This is a genomic window from Mesorhizobium sp. M0140, from assembly GCF_040322475.1.
Taxonomy (GTDB): Bacteria; Pseudomonadota; Alphaproteobacteria; order Rhizobiales; family Rhizobiaceae; genus Mesorhizobium.
Map to the genome: position 1 here is coordinate 14465 of NZ_JAMYTM010000040.1, position 16732 is coordinate 31196.

At 63.2% G+C, this 16732-nt stretch carries 16 protein-coding genes; 6 read left to right on the forward strand and 10 right to left on the reverse strand.

All coding sequences use genetic code 11. The features are described 5' to 3' along the window. Positions 1 to 29: 29 nt before the first annotated feature. Positions 30 to 1361, reverse strand: coding sequence for a dihydroorotase (locus NKJ37_RS28160; RefSeq protein ID WP_023812889.1), 1332 nt, complete (start codon positions 1359 to 1361; stop codon positions 30 to 32). 75 nt (positions 1362 to 1436) lie between these two features. On the opposite strand from NKJ37_RS28160, the gene ygfZ reads away from it, so the two are divergent. From ygfZ to NKJ37_RS28175, 3 genes are all read left to right on the forward strand, one after another. Then, on the forward strand, positions 1437 to 2297 hold the full coding sequence (gene ygfZ, locus NKJ37_RS28165) for a CAF17-like 4Fe-4S cluster assembly/insertion protein YgfZ (RefSeq protein ID WP_023812888.1): 861 nt from the start codon (positions 1437 to 1439) through the stop codon (positions 2295 to 2297). Further along, on the forward strand, positions 2297 to 2929 hold the full coding sequence (locus NKJ37_RS28170) for an HD domain-containing protein (protein ID WP_352443173.1): 633 nt from the start codon (positions 2297 to 2299) through the stop codon (positions 2927 to 2929). Before ygfZ ends, NKJ37_RS28170 begins: the two co-directional genes overlap by 1 nt. Positions 2930 to 2992: 63 nt before the next feature. Continuing rightward, on the forward strand, positions 2993 to 5134 hold the full coding sequence (locus tag NKJ37_RS28175) for a putative bifunctional diguanylate cyclase/phosphodiesterase (protein ID WP_352759044.1): 2142 nt from the start codon (positions 2993 to 2995) through the stop codon (positions 5132 to 5134). A 12-nt stretch (positions 5135 to 5146) separates the two neighbouring features. Here NKJ37_RS28175 and NKJ37_RS28180 read toward each other — a convergent pair whose 3' ends face one another. Next, the gene (locus NKJ37_RS28180; protein ID WP_023812885.1) at positions 5147 to 6037 is read right to left on the reverse strand and encodes a fatty acid desaturase family protein; all 891 of its coding nucleotides are present in this window, start codon (positions 6035 to 6037) and stop codon (positions 5147 to 5149) included. A gap of 111 nt (positions 6038 to 6148) precedes the next feature. Here NKJ37_RS28180 and NKJ37_RS28185 point away from each other — a divergent pair, with 111 nt between their 5' ends. Then, the gene (locus NKJ37_RS28185; protein ID WP_128303041.1) at positions 6149 to 7060 is read left to right on the forward strand and encodes a LysR substrate-binding domain-containing protein; all 912 of its coding nucleotides are present in this window, start codon (positions 6149 to 6151) and stop codon (positions 7058 to 7060) included. A gap of 18 nt (positions 7061 to 7078) precedes the next feature. Here NKJ37_RS28185 and NKJ37_RS28190 read toward each other — a convergent pair whose 3' ends face one another. The 5 genes from NKJ37_RS28190 to NKJ37_RS28210 all read right to left on the reverse strand — a co-directional run bounded on the left by NKJ37_RS28190 (position 7079) and on the right by NKJ37_RS28210 (position 11552). Then, positions 7079 to 7339 (reverse strand): DUF3303 domain-containing protein, encoded by a 261-nt coding sequence (locus tag NKJ37_RS28190; protein ID WP_352775958.1) that lies wholly within the window; start codon positions 7337 to 7339, stop codon positions 7079 to 7081. A gap of 30 nt (positions 7340 to 7369) precedes the next feature. Then, on the reverse strand, positions 7370 to 8833 hold the full coding sequence (locus NKJ37_RS28195; RefSeq protein ID WP_027038023.1) for a RimK family ATP-grasp domain-containing protein: 1464 nt from the start codon (positions 8831 to 8833) through the stop codon (positions 7370 to 7372). Next, positions 8833 to 9936 (reverse strand): peptidase C39 family protein, encoded by a 1104-nt coding sequence (locus NKJ37_RS28200; RefSeq protein WP_352775961.1) that lies wholly within the window; start codon positions 9934 to 9936, stop codon positions 8833 to 8835. The genes NKJ37_RS28195 and NKJ37_RS28200 overlap by 1 nt, the downstream gene beginning before the upstream one ends. A gap of 309 nt (positions 9937 to 10245) precedes the next feature. Then, entirely contained in the window at positions 10246 to 11037 is a 792-nt protein-coding gene (locus tag NKJ37_RS28205) for an anti-sigma factor family protein (protein ID WP_352775964.1), read from the reverse strand. After that, a complete protein-coding gene (locus tag NKJ37_RS28210; protein ID WP_352775965.1) occupies positions 11034 to 11552 on the reverse strand; it encodes a sigma-70 family RNA polymerase sigma factor in 519 nt (172 codons plus the stop codon). Before NKJ37_RS28210 ends, NKJ37_RS28205 begins: the two co-directional genes overlap by 4 nt. 218 nt (positions 11553 to 11770) lie before the next feature. On the opposite strand from NKJ37_RS28210, the gene NKJ37_RS28215 reads away from it, so the two are divergent. After that, on the forward strand, positions 11771 to 12022 hold the full coding sequence (locus NKJ37_RS28215; protein WP_027038026.1) for a type II toxin-antitoxin system Phd/YefM family antitoxin: 252 nt from the start codon (positions 11771 to 11773) through the stop codon (positions 12020 to 12022). Then, positions 12015 to 12410 (forward strand): hypothetical protein, encoded by a 396-nt coding sequence (locus tag NKJ37_RS28220; protein WP_352775967.1) that lies wholly within the window; start codon positions 12015 to 12017, stop codon positions 12408 to 12410. The genes NKJ37_RS28215 and NKJ37_RS28220 overlap by 8 nt, the downstream gene beginning before the upstream one ends. 51 nt (positions 12411 to 12461) lie before the next feature. Here NKJ37_RS28220 and NKJ37_RS28225 read toward each other — a convergent pair whose 3' ends face one another. From NKJ37_RS28225 to recO, 3 genes are all read right to left on the reverse strand, one after another. Next, on the reverse strand, positions 12462 to 15206 hold the full coding sequence (locus NKJ37_RS28225; protein WP_352775970.1) for a DUF2339 domain-containing protein: 2745 nt from the start codon (positions 15204 to 15206) through the stop codon (positions 12462 to 12464). Between the two features lie 111 nt (positions 15207 to 15317). After that, a complete protein-coding gene (locus tag NKJ37_RS28230) occupies positions 15318 to 15836 on the reverse strand; it encodes a PaaI family thioesterase (protein WP_023812876.1) in 519 nt (172 codons plus the stop codon). After that, positions 15833 to 16609, reverse strand: a complete 777-nt coding sequence (recO, locus tag NKJ37_RS28235; protein ID WP_023812875.1) for a DNA repair protein RecO — start codon at positions 16607 to 16609, stop codon at positions 15833 to 15835. Before recO ends, NKJ37_RS28230 begins: the two co-directional genes overlap by 4 nt. Positions 16610 to 16732: the final 123 nt, after the last annotated feature.

Consider the following 16732-nt stretch of genomic DNA (forward strand, 5'->3'; position numbering starts at 1 on the left):
TGCCTCTGCCCTTGCAGAGATCCGGGAGCCTAGACGGGCAATGCCTCGGAAAACTCCACCGCTTTGCCTTGGCCTGGCGTGACGATTTCGCCCTCCCACATGACACGTCGGCCTCGAATGACGGTGCCGACCGGCCAACCCGTCACTTCCCTGCCATCATAAGGCGTCCAGCCGGCTTTCGAGCCGGCCTGCGCATTGGTGATCATCTCGCGCCGCATCATGTCTACGATGGTGAAGTCGGCGTCATAGCCGGCGGCGATGCGGCCTTTCCTGGCCATGCCGAAGATCCGCTGCGGGCCATGACTGGACAGGTCGACAAAGCGCTGCAAGGTCAGCCGGCCGGCATTGACGTGGTCGAGCATGATCGGCACCAGCGTCTGCACGCCGGTCATTCCCGACGGTGAGGCCGGATACGGCTTGGCCTTCTCGGCCAGCGTGTGCGGCGCATGGTCGGAGCCGAGCACGTCGACGACGCCTTGGGCAATGCCGTGCCAGACGCCGTCGCGATGGCGGGCGGCGCGCACCGGCGGGTTCATCTGGATCAGCGTGCCAAGGCGTGCGTAGTCGTCGGCGCTTAGCGTCAAATGATGCGGCGTTGCCTCGCAGGTCGCGACATCCTTGTGTTGTTCGAGAAACACAATCTCCTCGGCCGTCGAGATGTGCAGGACATGAATGCGGGCGCGAACGCTGCGCGCGATGCGTACAAGCCGTTCGGTACAGCGTAAGGCGGCGATCTCGTCGCGCCAGACAGGGTGCGATGCCGGGTCGCCCTCGATGCGCTCGCCAAGACGCTCGCGCAGCCGGAATTCGTCTTCCGAATGAAAGGCGGCGCGCCGGCGCGTGTTTCTCAGGATCGACGCCACGCCCTCGTCATCCTCGACCAGCAGGTCGCCAGTGGACGAGCCCATGAAAACCTTGATCCCGGCAGCGCCCGGCAGCCGCTCAAGCTCGCCGACATCCCCGGCGTTTTCGCGGGTACCGCCGACCCAGAAGGCGAAATCGCAATGCATGCGATCCGTGCCGCGCCGGACCTTGTCGGCAAGCGCTGCCTCGCTGGTGGTCAAAGGATTGGTGTTGGGCATCTCGAACACGGCGGTGACGCCGCCAAGCACGGCCGCGCGCGACCCCGTTTCCAAATCTTCCTTGTGCTCCAGTCCCGGCTCGCGAAAGTGCACCTGGCTGTCGATGACACCCGGCAGGATATGCAGGCCGCGGCAGTCGATCGTCTCGCCGGCCGAGGCCTGGCGGAGACCGCCGATGGCAGCGATGCGCCCGTCCTTCACGCCGATGTCGCGAGCCCCTTCGCCGTCATGGTTGACCACTGTGCCGCCTGTCAGGATGAGGTCGTAGATCATGGCCATGCTCTCTTGCGGGGGGAGTGCCAGCGGCTTACGTAAAGGCCGACCATTTTGCAAGATCAGGTTGCTTTTCCGCCCATGCCCTTTGCCCAGCTCAAAGACCGCGCCCTCATTTCCGTATCAGGTCCGGATGCCGAGCATTTTTTGCAAAACATCGTGACCACCGATCTCGACATTCTGGCTCCCGGCGAAGCCAAGCCCGGTGCGCTGCTGACGCCGCAAGGCAAGATCCTGTTCGATTTCCTGATCTCGCGCACCGGCGAGAATGCATTCCGGCTCGAATGCCGTGCCGACATAGCGGACGATTTCATACGCCGGCTGACGCTCTACAAACTGCGCGCCAAGGTCGAGATTGCAAAATCCGATCAGGCATTTGTCACCGTCGCATGGGGACATGAATCAACACCCTCACAATCTGATTCAACGGCAGCCGCCGACACACGCTTTCCGAAGGGTGCCGTCACGCGTTCCTATGGCGAAACAGATGAGCGCAGCGATCTTGCCGCGTGGCAAGCCTTCCGCATTGCCGGCGGCATTGCCGAAAGCGGCAGCGACTACCAACTCGGAGACGCCTTCCCCCACGACGTGCTGCTGGACGAAACCGGTGGCGTCGGCTTCAAGAAGGGCTGCTATGTCGGCCAGGAGGTCGTCTCGCGCATGCAGCATCGCGGCACCGCCAGGCGGCGCGTGCTGATTGTGTCAGCCGACCGGCCCCTGCCCGCGCCCGGCTCTGAGCTGACCGTCGAAGGCAGGCCGGTTGGCACGCTTGGCTCGACTGCCGGCACGGCTGGTCTGGCGATTGTCCGTATCGACCGGATCAAGGCGGCGCTCGACGCCGATCTGCCGATCATGGCGGCGGACGTTCCAGTTACGCTGGCCATTCCCGGTTGGGCAAAATTCACCTTCCCGCAGGAAGCCGCCAGCGCGGAGGGGGTCTGATGGCGGCCGACCGCGTCGGCGCACCGGCACGCGCCTGGCAGCGCATGCTGTCGGGCCGCCGGCTCGACCTGCTCGACCCCTCGCCGCTCGACATCGAGATTTCAGACATTGCGCATGGGCTCGCCCGCGTTGCCCGCTGGAACGGCCAGACCAGCGGTGAGCATGCCTTTTCGGTCGCCCAGCACTCGCTGCTGGTCGAAGCGCTGTTCCGCGACCTGGTACCCGAGGCTTCGGCCGACGCCCAGCTGGCGGCCCTCCTGCACGACGCCCCCGAATATGTCATCGGCGACATGATCTCACCGTTCAAATCGGTAATGGGCGGCAGCTACAAGGATTGTGAGTTGCGGCTGCAGCGCGCCATCCATCTGCGCTTCTCGCTGCCGGAACCGGGTGCTGCGCTGCGCAAGGAGATCAAGCGCGCCGACCAGATCGCCGCCTATTTCGAGGCAACGCTGCTCGCCGGCTTTTCGACCGCGGAGGCGACCGAGTTCTTCGGCCGTCCGCGCGGCTTCAATGCCGACCGCTTCGATTTCACGCCACGCTCGGTGACCTGGGCGCAAAATGCGTTCCTGAAGCGGTTTTCCGCGATCGAGACATCGCGACACCAGGTTTCGGCGACCGCAATCGACTAAAAACGCTAAATTAACCGGCGGCGGCCACAATAGCGCGTTCGATCACGGTCCGCAGGCGCGCTCATGCCCGTCGCTGATGCCAAGGATGGTTCGACCAACCCGAAACGGGAGGCCGAAGGCATGGACCGCTCCCGCCACATGGAAGACGAACTGCGCGAGCAGAACCAACGCTTTTCGGCTGCGGTCGAGAACATGTCGCACGGCCTGTGCATGTTCGACGCCGACGAGCGGATGATCATCTGCAACGGCAACTACCTGAACATCTTTTGCCTCGAAGCCAGCGTGATAAGGCCCGGCATCCGGTTCCTCGACATTCTGCGCCACAGCGCCGATATCGGCATCGCCTCGCAAACCGCCGACGAACTCTACGCCATCCGCAAGCCCTATATCGATCAGGCAAAGCCCTCGACCTACGAAGAAACACTGTCGGACGGCCGCATCGTCAGCATCTCGCACCGCCCTCTGACTCTGGGCGGCTGGGTCTCGATCTATGAGGACATCACTGAGCAGCGCCGCGCGCAAGAGGATCTCAAGGAGCAGCACCGCCGCTTCGACGCAGCGCTCGCCAACATGTCGCAAGGCCTGCTGATGTATGACGCCGACGGCAAGATGATCGTGCGCAACGGGCGTTTCCTAGAACTCTACAACGTCACCGCGGCGGACTTCCCGCTTGGAACGACGCACCGCGACGCGCTCGAACGATTGCTGGAACTCGGCATCTATACGAAGATCGATGTCGACAGCGAAGTCGCCAAGACCGAAGCCTGCCTGGTGGCGAGAAAAATGCATTCGGCCTATCGGCATCTTACCGACGGCAGGACGGTTCTGGTCACCCGCCAGCCGATGAGCGGCGGCGGTTGGGTGGCGACCTTCGACGATGTTACGGAGCGCCGCCGTACCGAAGAGCGCATGACCCATCTTGCGCATCACGACATGCTGACCGGACTGCCCAACCGCTCGATGTTTCGCGAACGGCTCGACCTTGCGCTGGAGGACACGGCGGCCACGCCGCTGGCGATCTTCTCGCTCGATCTCGATCGCTTCAAGGCGGTCAACGACACTTGGGGACATCCGGCCGGCGACTGGCTGCTGAAGAGCGTGGCCGAGCGGCTGCAGCGCTGCCTTCATAATGAAAACGACGTCGTTGCCCGCTTCGGCGGTGACGAATTCGTCATCATCCAGTTCAATTTCAAGGGCATTGCCAATGCTGAAAAACTCGCGAAGCGCATCATCGAGACAATAGGAAAACCGTTCCGCGACAAGAGCCGCGAGATGCATATCGGCATCAGCCTGGGCATAGCGGTTTTCCCCGACGACGGTGGAGATGCCGACACGCTGCTGAGGAACGCCGATACGGCGCTTTACCGGGCGAAGAGCGAAGGGCGCAATCAGTATCGGTTCTTCGAACCCGGAATGGACGCTATGGTACAGGCACGGCGTGCGCTGGAGATCGACCTCGAGACCGCGCTGCCGCGCCAGGAATTCGACCTCGACTTCCAGCCCATCATGAACATCGCATCCGGGGAGATCGTCGGCGCGGAAGCCTTGATGCGCTGGCATTCGCCGACACGCGGCACGGTGGCGCCGGACAGCTTCATTCCGGTCGCCGAAGACACTGGATTGATCGTGCCGCTTGGCGAATGGGCGCTGAGGAAAGCTTGCACGGCGGCGGCCGACTGGCCCGCCGGCCTGCGCGTCGCGGTCAATGTCTCGGCCGTGCAACTTAAAAGCGGCAGCTTCGCCCGCAGCGTCATCTCGGCGCTGGCTTTCTCCGGCGTGCCAGCCGATCGGTTGGAACTGGAGATAACCGAAACCGTGCTGATGGACGAAAGCGAGGCGGTGCTAAGGACGCTGCGGCAGTTGCGCGAACTCGGCGTCCGTATCGCGCTGGACGATTTCGGCATCGGCTATTCTTCGCTCGGCTATCTCAGGCGTTTTCCCGTCGACAAGATCAAGATCGATCGTTCGTTCATCCACGACCTGGGCAATCGTGACGCCGCGGCGATCGTTCGCACCGTCATCGGGCTGGGCGCCGAGCTTGGCATCACTGTCACCGCCGAGGGGGTCGAGACCGAGGCGCAACTCGACATCCTGCGCGGCAATGGCTGTACAGAGGCGCAGGGCTATCTGATCGGCGTGCCGTCAACGGCCGCCGAGATCCAGCGTCTGTTGAAATCCCGAGCGCTCCACAGCCAGACCGGCTGAGGCCGGCCATCGTCAACGCAGCGTGTCGATGTATTTGCCGTGGAAGCTGACATAGCCGGGCTCGACCACCTTGAGATGCCGCTCGATCAGCGCATGAAACCGCGGCAGTTGATGAAACGGCACGCCTGGATAGGCATGATGCTCGGCATGGAACGGCATGTTCCACGCCAGCCTGCGGACCAGCCAGTTGGTCAGCGTGGTCCTGGTGTTCTCCAGCATGTTGGCGACGAACGGACAACGGCCGTGCTCGGCTAAGAGATAGAGGCGCAGAAACGGCTGCCCCAACAGAGCGGGCAAGATCCAGACATAGAGAAGCACCGAGAGCCGGAAATAGACGGCCAGCAGAAGGACCACGGCGTAAAAGGCAATCATGGCGCGTGCCTCGATGCGCACCTTGTCATAGCCCTTTGGCGGAACGTAGCTTTCCCGGCCGCGGTCCATCGCATTGGCATAAAGCGTCTTGAGGTGGCCCCACCACAAAGGGATGCCGGATATGTGGACGAGATATTGCCGCCATGTCTCCGGTTTGGGGAAGGCCAGTTCCGGGTCGTTCTGCGGGTCCTGCGTGTATCGATGGTGGGCGAAATGGAAATAGCGAAACCAGTCCGCCGGCAGCGCGATCGCCAGGCTGCACACCCGCGCCACGGCATCGTTCAGCCATTGCGACTCAAAGGCCGTGCGATGGACCGTTTCGTGCAGCAGCGTGAACAGGAAGACGATGAGGATACCTTGCGGCAGCATCAGCAGTGGCCAGAACGGCACCTTGACGGCGATCAGCGATCCGACGACCATGATCGCGCCCCAATGAGCAGCAAGCTGAACGAGGCCCGCAACATCAGACTTGGCGGTCAGCCGATTGCGCTCCTCCTGCGTCAGCGATGAAATTACGTCACGATGATCCACGTGCTTCGATCCAGACTGGAGTTTGATGAACCCACTGTAGCCAATGAACAACCTTTCCAAAAACGACGATTTCCGCAATCTAGATAAGCTGAACTTATCTATTCGGTGATTATGGCCGTACCTCCTTCTCTCAAAGGGCTTCAAGCTTTCGAGGCTGCGGCCCGTATAGGCAGCTTTGCCGCGGCGGCGGAAGAGCTTTCGGTGTCGGCCGCTGCCGTCAGTCAGCTCATCCGCACGGTCGAGGAGCAGATGGGCCGCAAGCTGTTCCACCGCGTCAACCGGCGCGTCGTCCTCACCGAGGCAGGCGTCGAGATGCTGCCCAGGCTGACCATGGCCTTCCAGGAGATCGGCAGCGTCGCGCGCCAGCTGGGCGGCGATACGTTCCGCCCACGCCTTGTGGTGTCGGTGCCGCCATCCATGGCCATGGGTTGGCTTTCGCAGCGTCTCGCTGGTTTTGCCTCAAGCCATGGCGTCGTCGACATATCGCTCAGAGGCGACGACGACCCGGTGCCGTTCGACCGTGAACTGATCGACATCAGGCTCTCCTATGGGCCGCATTATCGCGAGCACCCGACCGAGGACATCGTCCAGGACGCAGTCTATCCCGTGTGTGCCCCCGGGCTGGCGGACACAATCAAACCCGAGGGCCTGGCCAGCCTGCCGCTTATCCACACGGGCTGGGGACCGACTGGTGCGTCCTTTCCGTCCTGGCACAACTGGTTCGAGGCGGCCGGCATCGAGCCCGGCCGGGCAGCGCAGCGCGGCCTCTCGGCCAACTCATCGCGCGCGGCACTCGACCTTGCCATTTCGGGATTGGGCGTGGCGCTGGCGCAAGGGATCTACTGTGCCGCGGCGCTGGCAGACGGCCGACTTGTCAGGCCCCTCGCCCAGGCACTGGAGCTGCGCCAGCCCTATTGCCTGACGATCCCGGAGCGCAGCGCCAGGCGCGATGTCGTGGCCGCGTTTCGCCTGTGGCTGATCGACGAGTGTCGGCGCGCAGTCGGCTCGCCGGCACTGCGTTGACGTAGTGTGCGGCGATGATCAGAGGTGCCCGCTCAATGCCTCAGCCATGTCCTTGTTTGTCGCCACGGGAACGATCTCGAATTCCACCAGATCCGCCCATTCGATGACCCAGCGCTGCAGCAGCGTGACGTCATTGGCTTCCACCAGCAGGAAGCAGCGGCTCATGTCCGCCGCGATCCAGCTGTGGTGCACGAGAAGCTCGTCCGGCTTCAGGCGGCCGCGGTCGCGAAAGCGGCGGTAGATCTCCTTGCGATCACAGCCTGTGAAATCCTCGATCACGATAAACTGCATGTTCTACCCCCGATCAAATTACCGCCCCGGCCGGTCCAGCCGCTCCAGGAACCACTGCGTCAGCCGCACCCAGACCTCGTCCTTCTCGCCGGAATCCTCCCAGCCATGGTCGAGGTTGGGATTATCATTCACCTCGATGACGAAGACGCCGTCCTTGGTCTCCTTGAGGTCGACCCCATAGAGCCCGTCGCCGATGCAGCGCGCCGCTTTCACAGCCGTCTCGACGACATGCGCCGGCGTCTCCTTCAGCGTGAAGGTCTTGATGCCGCCCTGGTCGGGCTTGCCGTTGGCCTTGTGGTTGACGATCTGCCAGTGCTTCTTGGCCATCAGATAATGCACGGCAAACAGCGGCTGGCCGCCGAGCACGCCGACGCGCCAGTCATACTCGGTCGGAATGAATTTCTGCGCGATCAGAAGGTCGGAATCCTCGAGCCATGCGGTGGCAAGCGTCTTCAGTTCCTCGAAATTGGCGCATTTCTTGACGCCGCGCGAGAACGACGAATCCGGGATTTTCAGCACCAGCGGAAAGCCCAGCGTCTGCGCCGCTAGTTCGAGATCCGAGGTGCCGGCGATCATCACCGTCGGCGGCACCGGCACCTTGTTGTAGGCCATCAATTCGTTGAGATAGACCTTGTTGGTGCAGCGGATCATCGACAGCGGATCGTCGATCACCGGCATGCCTTCCTGCTGGGCGCGGCGGGCGAAACGATAGGTGTGGTTGGAGATCGAGGTGGTCTCGCGGATGAACAGCGCGTCGTAATTGGCGAGCTTGGCCAGATCCCGCTTGGTGATCGGCTCGATTTCGACGCCCATCTTCTCCGCGATCTTGGCCCAATAGCGCAGCGACGATATCTCCGAGGGCGGCAATTCCTCATGCGGGTCGACCAGCGTGGCGAAGGTGTAGCGCGCCGGCGTGCGGCCCTTGGTGTCGCGCCACTCCCGGTTGGTGTAGGTTTCCAGGCACTGGATGAAGCTTTTTTCCTCGTCCTCGGTCATCCGCGCCAACGGATGGAAGCCGATCTTGCGGATCGAGGCCCATTCAGCGCTGTCCTTGATGTGGACTTCGAGCGCCGGCGCGCGGAACCAGTCGAACAGAAGTTTGGCGAAGCGGTCCCAGATTTTCGACGGGCCGATGCCGAAGAAGATGCAGACCTTTTGCGGAAAGGCGCCACCGAGATCCTTGCGGCATTTGTTGAGCGCCAGTTCCAGTTCCGGCAGCGCGTGCTCATAAAGCTTGCGCTCCGACAGGTCGATCATCGTCTCGACCGTCGGGATCACCTTGTGGCCGCGCGAGCTTGCCAGCAGCGACGCATAGTAGCCACGGCTCTGATAGGCGTAATTGTTCGACAGGTTGATGACCTTCGGCCGCTGGCCGCGAAACAATGATGGATGCGCGAGATAGTCGCGATTGGTGATGATCTTGTGCGGTGTCGCCACCTGGTCGAGATCGCTCTGCCTGCCGGTAAGGATGACCCAGGTCATTATCTGTCACGCTTTCCCAGAGTGATGGCGGCACGCAGTCCATCGCGACCGAACTGCGCCATGTTCATGAAGATGCCGTAAGGCACGGGAATGTTGGCTGCATCAAGGACGGTCTCCTGCCTTTCATCCTCGACCCAAGGGTCGTGGATCAGGATATGGTCGCCGTCATCGCCGATCGCCAGCACCCAGTGCGGCACCTTCTTGCCGAACATCAGGAAGCCGCTGATCAGCACCAGCACCAGCTTTCCTCCAGCGATCGCAGCGCGGATATCGTCGATTGTGAATGCACGGTAATTCACCGGGATGCCGTAAAGTTCCGCGCGTCGGCGAAAGTCGACCTGGGCCAGTTCCATCACCCTGCGCTTGTCCTCACTGCGCACCGATTGCAGGAACAGCGCGCCATAGAAGGAAACGTAGATCTCCACCGCGAGCCCGCTTTCGTACCCGGAGACAGCGAGGCCGAACGGTTCGCAACCACCGGGACCCGACATCATGAAGACGGTCGTCGCTTCACGCCACAGGCGGATTTCCATGACCGGATCCGGCACGAAGCCGCGATCGAAATTGGCCATCGCCATCATCAGGCAGCACGGGCCGCAGGTGAATTCGCAGGTCTGCGGGTAGAACGGCACCTTGGTGGCGATCGGAATGTCGCCACGCAAGGTCTTTTCGTAGCGAAGTGCCGTTTCGCCATCCTCATAGTAGCCGGGCTCGCGGCCGATCTTGCGATAACCGGCCCGTTCGTAGATGCGGATCGCGCGGCTGTTGTCCTCGCGAACTTCGAGACGCAGCATCATGCGGTCATGCTCGAAGGCGGCATCTTCGGCGGATCCGAGCAGCATGCGGCCGACACCCAGCCCGCCGAAAAACGGACTGGTCGCAATCGAGTAGAGGCGCGCCACGCCGCTGCCCTTGCGAAACAGCACGATCGCATAGCCGGCCACGCGGCCGTCGACTTCGGCGACCAGCGTCTCGGCGGTTTCACGCTCGATGAACAGGCGGAAGGAGCGGCGGGAAATACGGTCGCTTGAGAAAACAGCTTTCTCAATGGCGGCGAGATCATCGACGTCAGACGCGCGGGCCGTGCGGATCTCGGCAGGCATGCGGCTTCAGAAAACCTCGATTGATGGTGGAATGGCCCTACTCGAACACGTCCTTGACGCCAACCAGGGCGTTGGGAAAACCGGCGTCCACCTGGGCGCACGAAGTCCGCTCCACCACCTTGAATTTTCGCCTCGTGTTTCCAAAAACCGTTTCCGATTTTCGGGGCGATGCGACAGCATTCATCAAGCGCTATCGCACCTCGATTAGGGCCGAATTGTGACACATCCGACGCCGGCCCGACGGGCGCAAAAGGTCTTTCGGCCGGATCGGCATTCGCGGATCGACGGCACCGGCAAAAGCAATGCCGTTCAGCTTGCCAGCCCGTTCACAAGTTGCGTGTAGGCGCTCCTGGCGACCTCGGCCAGCCGCTCGCGCGGCAAGGAGCCGACCACGGCGCAGCCATAGCCCTTGTCCAGCCAGTAGACGGCCTCGGGTCCGTCTTGCGCGGCGGCGTAGGTGCCTTTGGCATTCTCCGTCGATTCCGTGGTGACGAACAGCGAGATACGCTGCCCATTGCCGTCCTCGTAAAGCAGCATGGCGGCCTTGCTCTCGCCTGCCGGCAACAGCCGGCCGCCGACCAGTTGGAATCCGTCGGCGGTCAGGTCCGGCGCCACCAGCTTCAGCCCTACACGGTTGGACAGCCAGGTCTGCAGATGGTCCTTGTCGCTGGCCGGCACCTCGACGGCATGCCGCTTTTCGGCGGCATAGATGACATGGGCCGCGATTGCCTGCTCGGCCAGCCGATCTTCCGCCGGGTCCTCCTGGCCGATGCCGTCGATGCCGGCAAAGTAGCCACCAAGTCCGCCGGTGACCAGAAGCACGGCGGCAGCAGCGGCAAGCCACCAGCGTGAGCGTGGCACAGATGCCTTGACCGGCACCTCGCCAAGCACGACCTTGCGCACCCGCGCAGGCACGGCTTCGTCCAGCACGTCGGCGAAGGCGGCACGCAGCGCCGCCCGGTCGGCGGTGAAACGGGCGCTCTTGGCCTTCATCTCGGGATTGGCGTCGAGCCAGGCATCGTAGGCCGAGCGCTCATCGCTGGGCAGCTCGCCATCGAGCGCCATGTGGATGTCACGTTCGGAAAAGTCGCGGCGGATCATTTCTCGACGATCCTTATCGCGCGGCGGCGCGCCGTGTCGTCCAGCAACCCGCGCAATTCCTCACGCCCGCGCGCAATGCGCGACATCAGCGTGCCGGCAGGCACGCCCAGAATGTTGGCGGCTTCGGCATAGGAAAAACCTTCGATGGCAACCATGACAAGGGCCGCGCGACGGTCGGGGCTGATCGCCTGCAATGCGTCGATGATCTCGCGCGAGGCAATGTTCTCCACCTGCTCGGCCGGCTGGGCAACGGCCTCGCCTGCCTCCAGCGGCAGCATCGCCGCCTCGCCGCGGCGGTTCACCTTGCGCATCTGATCGATGAACAAATGATGCATGATCGTAAACAGCCACCTCCGGGGGCTTTCTCCTGTCTGCCAATTGTCGAGCCGCACAAGCGCCCGCTCGAGGCAATCCTGGACAAGGTCGTCGGCAGCGTCGCGGTCGCGCAAAAGCGAGCGTGCGTAACGGCGCAGGCGCGGTATTTCGCCAAGGATTGCTGCCTTCTTTTCGTCCATGACCGCAGGTTTCGAGGTCGCCCTTGTTGATCCCAATTGAACGCGCCTTCCGGGCGCGGCGCAAGCGGCCAGCGCGAAGCGGTCTCCCGCCCCGGTCACCCAAGCAATGAGATAACGATGGCCGGTGCCGATTTATTCCCGATCGAAGGCAGCGGTAAATCGATTGCCAAAATACGTAAAATATGCACAATATGTAAAATACGTATGAGGGTCACTCGATGAAACAATTCACCTTTTCGGATATGAATCGGGCGTCCGGCGAAATTCTCGAAACGGCAATGATCGAGCCTGTCGCTCTCACGAAACGCGGCAAAGAGAAGCTGATCATCCTATCAGCGGCCCAATATCGGCAGCTCGTTAGTTCGCCTCATGCGGTAGCCTACACGCTTGAGGACGCGCCGGACGAGGTTCACGATGAACTCATGTCCGGATTGGAGGCCATCACAACCAGCGACAAGCCGGATGCTTAAGCCCGGCGATTTGCTTCGATACTATTATCTATGGGCACGACAGGCTGACGCCGGCGAGAAATTCGGCCGCAAGGCGCGGCCCGTCTGCATTGTGGTCAGGACGCCGGCAACGCCTGCCGCACTGTTCTTGTTCCCGCTCACCTCGCAAAAGCCCGACCAGTCCCGCACGCATGTTGCCGTGAGCGAAATCGAGTGTCGCAGAGGTGGGCTCGATTTCCCGTCATGGCTGATCCTAGACGAGTACAACCGCGTACAGATCGATGAAGCTTATGATCTCGTCACGACGAGGCCAATCGGCTCCTTCAGCCCAGCGTTTGTCCGGAAGATCGCGGGCCTCATCAAAGAGGCAATCGTACAGCGCCGCGTGCGCGGCGTCGTCCGAAAATAGCGGACAAACCGGTACATGAACGGGTAAGGGCTATTCACGGAAGCAAGCGCATCATCCCTCCTTCGCCGCCCGTGTCAAAAGCCGCTGATAGAACAGGCCGATACCGATCAGAACCGCGCCGAGGCCGATGAAGGATAGCGCCCTCAGCACGCCTTCCAACTCCGACATGTCGAAGATGAAGACCTTCAGCACGGCGATCGCGATCAGCGCGGCGGAGGCGATGCGCAGCACCTGCGATTTCAGCCAGACGCCGGCGGTGAGCAAGACCACACCGATAACCAGCCAGAGTGCCGAGTAGGTGTAGGTTTCCAACTGGCCAAGCCCGCTCCACAGGCCGATGAATTCGCCCTTGAACAGGCGCCTCACCGACAGCGTGGCATAGGCGAAGGCAAGCGCGGCAGCCACCACGGCCAGCATTTGCGCATACCATTTCGGCCGCTTGTCCCTGGCGTAGAGCGCCAGTCCCCCGGCGGCGACCGCCGGCAGGAGATAGGCGAGGAACAACAGGTTGAACACCGGGATCTGGCCGGTCGATTCGTCTGTGAACAATGGGTTCAGCAGCACGAAGTGCCTGACAATGATAAAGGCGACCGAGGCCACGCCGGCGGCCATCGAACCATAGCGCAGCACCGAGCTTGGCGAGCGCATGTCGATGGCGACCAGGATGGCGCCGGCGCCGATGGCGATCAGCGTGTAGATCGACTGTTCGGCGAGCGTCATGGCACCCGTGTCGATGACGCCGCCATGCATGGCATGGCGCACCAGTATGGCGAGCGTGAGCAGCGCAAACAGTGCCGCTGCCGCCTCCATGGCAAGGCGCGGCCGGCCATTCGTGGTGCGGGCGAGCTGCCAGGCGGCGAAGCCGAAGGCCAGCGCCGGCACGCCGTAGCCGGGCAACAGCCAGTTGAAGACCGGTGTCCTCGACAGGAACCCGGCGCCGACAATGGTCGGGTCGAAAGCGACGCGGCCAAGCACCGCGATCACAGCGCCGACCGAAATCCAGCCGAGCACCGGATAGGCGCGCCGGCGCGTGGCCAGCGCCGGCACGATGGCCGCCGCACCGAGCAGGATGGTGGTCCAGCCGGAATCGAAAGCCATATGCATGAGCAGGAGCCCGGCGATGGCCGCGCCGCCCAGGGCAAACGACACCGCGACACCGCCCTTGAGCGGCGGCTCCTCGGCCCGCGCGATCCACTCGCCACCGGCGGCGAAAATGACGACCAGCAGTGCCGCCGCGGCAGCGTAGACAAAGTCACGGTCGAGATTGCCGAAAGTGAACCAGAGCGCCAGCAGGACGACCAGCGGGACGATGACGCCCCACGCTGCCCATGAGGCCGCGCGGATCTGCGTGCCGGCGGCGAACCGGCGTGCGGCCCAGAAGCCGGCGCCGATGAAAACCAGGCCAAGTACGATGCCGATGCGCAAGGTCAGCGCGTTGGACGTGGCCACCGGCAGTCCGTCGACGCCCAGGGCACCGCCCGAAAAATCGGAAGCGATCGAGGTTGGCGGGATGATGCCGAGATAGATCAGCATCATGACCAGTCCCGCGGCATAGAGGAGCGGCAGCGCCAGCGGACGATAAAGCGCGACAGCCACCATTGCGGCGATCACCACCGCGCCCGGCAAGGCATCGCCGGCGGCTGCAAAGACCGGGTCGACCGACAGGCCAAGCGCCGAGAATGCGATGAACAAGCCAGGCACGATAGACGGCCAGTCGAAAACCCTGGCCGGCCCGGTTTCATCGCCACGGCGAGCGAGCCAGACAAGGGCCAGCACAGCCAGCGTGACGGCGTCGATGAACAGGATGGCGGAGAGGTTCGCCCCCCGCGCATCGGTCATGTAAAGGATGGTCCAGACACCGGTGCCGAAAAAGGCCGCCGCCATCAGCGACGTCCAGGCGCGCATGCGGGCGATGACGCCGGTGGCGGCGAGCACGATCGCGAGATAGCCGAACAGCGCCCAGGGATTGGGCGCCTGCGAGGCGACCAGCACCGGCGTCACCATGGCACCGACGAGACCGATGCCGGCCAGCGCCTGGCCATGGACGAGGGCTGCCGCGATCGTCGCCACGCCGATGACGCCGAGCAGCGTGAAAGCGAGTGCCGGGCCTATGAAGCCGTAAATGCCATGCGCGGCATAGACGGTGCCGAACAGGATGAAGGCACCGGCAGCAGTCAGGATTGCTGGAATATAAGCGCCGGCGGCCCCTTGCACCGGCACCTTGAAGCCGGTGCGGCGGATGAACTCGCCGCCGGCGACCAGCACCAGGCCGAGCACGCCGGCCATGGCCAGCCGCACGCCGGGACCGAAAATGCCGGCTTCAATGGTGTAGCGGATCAGGAACAGGCCGCCCAGCGCCAGTGCGATGCCGCCAACCCAGACCGCCCAGCGGGTTCCGAGCGCGGTTTCGACATCGGATTGGCGGGCGGCTTTCGCCGCTCCGGGAAGCTCCGCGGGATCCACCGCCTTCGGTGCCGGTTCTGGAGCGGTCCACGGCCCGGAGACGATCTCGCCGGTCGAGTCTTCCGTGTCCGTGGCTGGCGCCGGGGCGGTGACTGATGCGCTTACCTCCGGCGGAACGATATCGGTCGCAGCCGCTGCGTCCGGAGCCATGTCGGCGGGCGCGTTGTCGTCCACCTGTTCGGACGACTGGGCCGCAGGCGGCACGGCACCGGAAAGGACCAGGCTGCGCAGCGCGCCAAGCTCGCGCTCGACAAGGCCGATGCGGCTCTGCTGGCGCGAAATGATGACGAACAAAGCGATGATGGCGACAAGGCCGATCAGGCTTTCAAACATGGCGGTTCCCCCAAACCAGGCCAGTTTTCACTGACATCCGTCGTACTGACATTCAAATGCGGCGGCCAAGCGGCCAGAAAATCAAGCTCGGAAAACTCAATGCGCCGCCAGTCAACGCGCCGCCAGATTGGCGGCCGGAAAGATCGAGCATGTTTCGGTGCCGAAAGCCAGCAGCTTGCCGCCGGCATCCTTCAACGTCGCTTCCGACACCGCCAACGTGCGGCCCTTGTGAACAACCCTGCCCTCGCACACCACCTCGCCGGTCCTCGGCGTGATGGGACGCGTCAAATTCACCTTGAACTCCGCCGTCGTATAGGCCTCGCCCTTTTCGAGCAGCGTCTGCACGGCACAGGCCAGTGCCGAATCGAGCAGCGTCGCCGCCCAGCCGCCATGTACGCTGCCCAGCGGATTGAGATGGCGCTCGCTCGGCATGCCACGAAAGACAGCGCGCCCTTCCGAGACTTCGGTGAGAGTGAAATTCAGCTGAAAGGAAATCGGCGGCGCCGGATACTTGCCGTCGACGATGCGCTGCAGCAATTCCAAACCGGTGTATTTCAGGATGTCGGCGTGCGGAATGGTGCCGAGGCCGAGCGGTGAGACCCGGCCAGGATAAAGTTCGACCTCGCTCATGTGATGATTTCTCTGGCTGCGTCCTCGCCAGCTATGGCCTTGCCGCGCGCGTGATGTTTGCGCAAGGCGGCGAGGAAGCCGGTACGAGCGTCTGGCGGCTCGAAGCCGCGCGGCTCATAGACATGGCGGTTGAAGAAGAAGCCGGTGAGCCGGAAGGCGTCCTCGACCGCTGCCGCATCGGCGCGCAGGCCGGAGCCGCGCTGCAGGAAAGCCGGCAGAGTCAGCATCTTGTCGCGCCAAGGCAAACCGGCTTCGCGCGATACCGCGCGTCCCGACTTCGGCGAGACATAGGCCAGGTCCTGTCGCGTGCCGGTGGCGGCACATTGACTGAGATCGAGGCCGAAGCCGAGTTCGTCCAGCACCAGAAGCTCGAAGCGCGCCACCAGTTCGCCGGCAATTTCGGCATCGTCGAGATGGACGATCATTACGGCAAGCGTTTCGTAAAGACCTTCGTGCGCATCGCGCTCGGGCAGCAGGCGCAGATGCGCGGCCATGGTCTGCAAGCCGTAGACGGCGACGGCGCTGTCCATCAGCCGGGCCGCGTTCATCTCGATCGCTTCGGCCTGGAACGTGCCGAGGTGCTCGTCAAGGCGCGCTCGCCACAACAGGTCGACACGGTTGCCGGGCTGGAGAACAGGCTGCTGCTTGCGCGAACGGCCGCCGCGAACAAGGCCGAGATGACGGCCATGCGCTCGCGTCAACACCTCGAGAATGGCGCTGGTTTCGCCATGCTTGCGGGTGCCGAGAATGATTCCCTCATCGCGCCATTCCATTTCAGGAGCTTTTCACCGATCGGGTGGCGAAATCAAGGTATCGGCTTGGCCCTGGGTAACTCTCATGCCAATGGCATAAAAAACCGCCCGCAGCGATGTGCTGCGGGCGGGCTGGTGAGGTCA

Coding starts and splice junctions, on each gene's coding strand:
- NKJ37_RS28185 (WP_128303041.1), top strand. CDS start 6,149: ATGGCCGTACCTCCTTCTCTCAAAGGGCTTCAAGCTTTCGAGGCTGCG.
- NKJ37_RS28210 (WP_352775965.1), bottom strand. CDS start 11,552: ATGGACGAAAAGAAGGCAGCAATCCTTGGCGAAATACCGCGCCTGCGC.
- NKJ37_RS28175 (WP_352759044.1), top strand. CDS start 2,993: ATGCCCGTCGCTGATGCCAAGGATGGTTCGACCAACCCGAAACGGGAG.
- NKJ37_RS28200 (WP_352775961.1), bottom strand. CDS start 9,936: ATGCCTGCCGAGATCCGCACGGCCCGCGCGTCTGACGTCGATGATCTC.
- NKJ37_RS28220 (WP_352775967.1), top strand. CDS start 12,015: ATGCTTAAGCCCGGCGATTTGCTTCGATACTATTATCTATGGGCACGA.
- ygfZ (WP_023812888.1), top strand. CDS start 1,437: ATGCCCTTTGCCCAGCTCAAAGACCGCGCCCTCATTTCCGTATCAGGT.
- NKJ37_RS28195 (WP_027038023.1), bottom strand. CDS start 8,833: ATGACCTGGGTCATCCTTACCGGCAGGCAGAGCGATCTCGACCAGGTG.
- NKJ37_RS28225 (WP_352775970.1), bottom strand. CDS start 15,206: ATGTTTGAAAGCCTGATCGGCCTTGTCGCCATCATCGCTTTGTTCGTC.
- NKJ37_RS28170 (WP_352443173.1), top strand. CDS start 2,297: ATGGCGGCCGACCGCGTCGGCGCACCGGCACGCGCCTGGCAGCGCATG.
- NKJ37_RS28230 (WP_023812876.1), bottom strand. CDS start 15,836: ATGAGCGAGGTCGAACTTTATCCTGGCCGGGTCTCACCGCTCGGCCTC.
- NKJ37_RS28215 (WP_027038026.1), top strand. CDS start 11,771: ATGAAACAATTCACCTTTTCGGATATGAATCGGGCGTCCGGCGAAATT.
- NKJ37_RS28160 (WP_023812889.1), bottom strand. CDS start 1,361: ATGGCCATGATCTACGACCTCATCCTGACAGGCGGCACAGTGGTCAAC.
- NKJ37_RS28205 (WP_352775964.1), bottom strand. CDS start 11,037: ATGATCCGCCGCGACTTTTCCGAACGTGACATCCACATGGCGCTCGAT.
- recO (WP_023812875.1), bottom strand. CDS start 16,609: ATGGAATGGCGCGATGAGGGAATCATTCTCGGCACCCGCAAGCATGGC.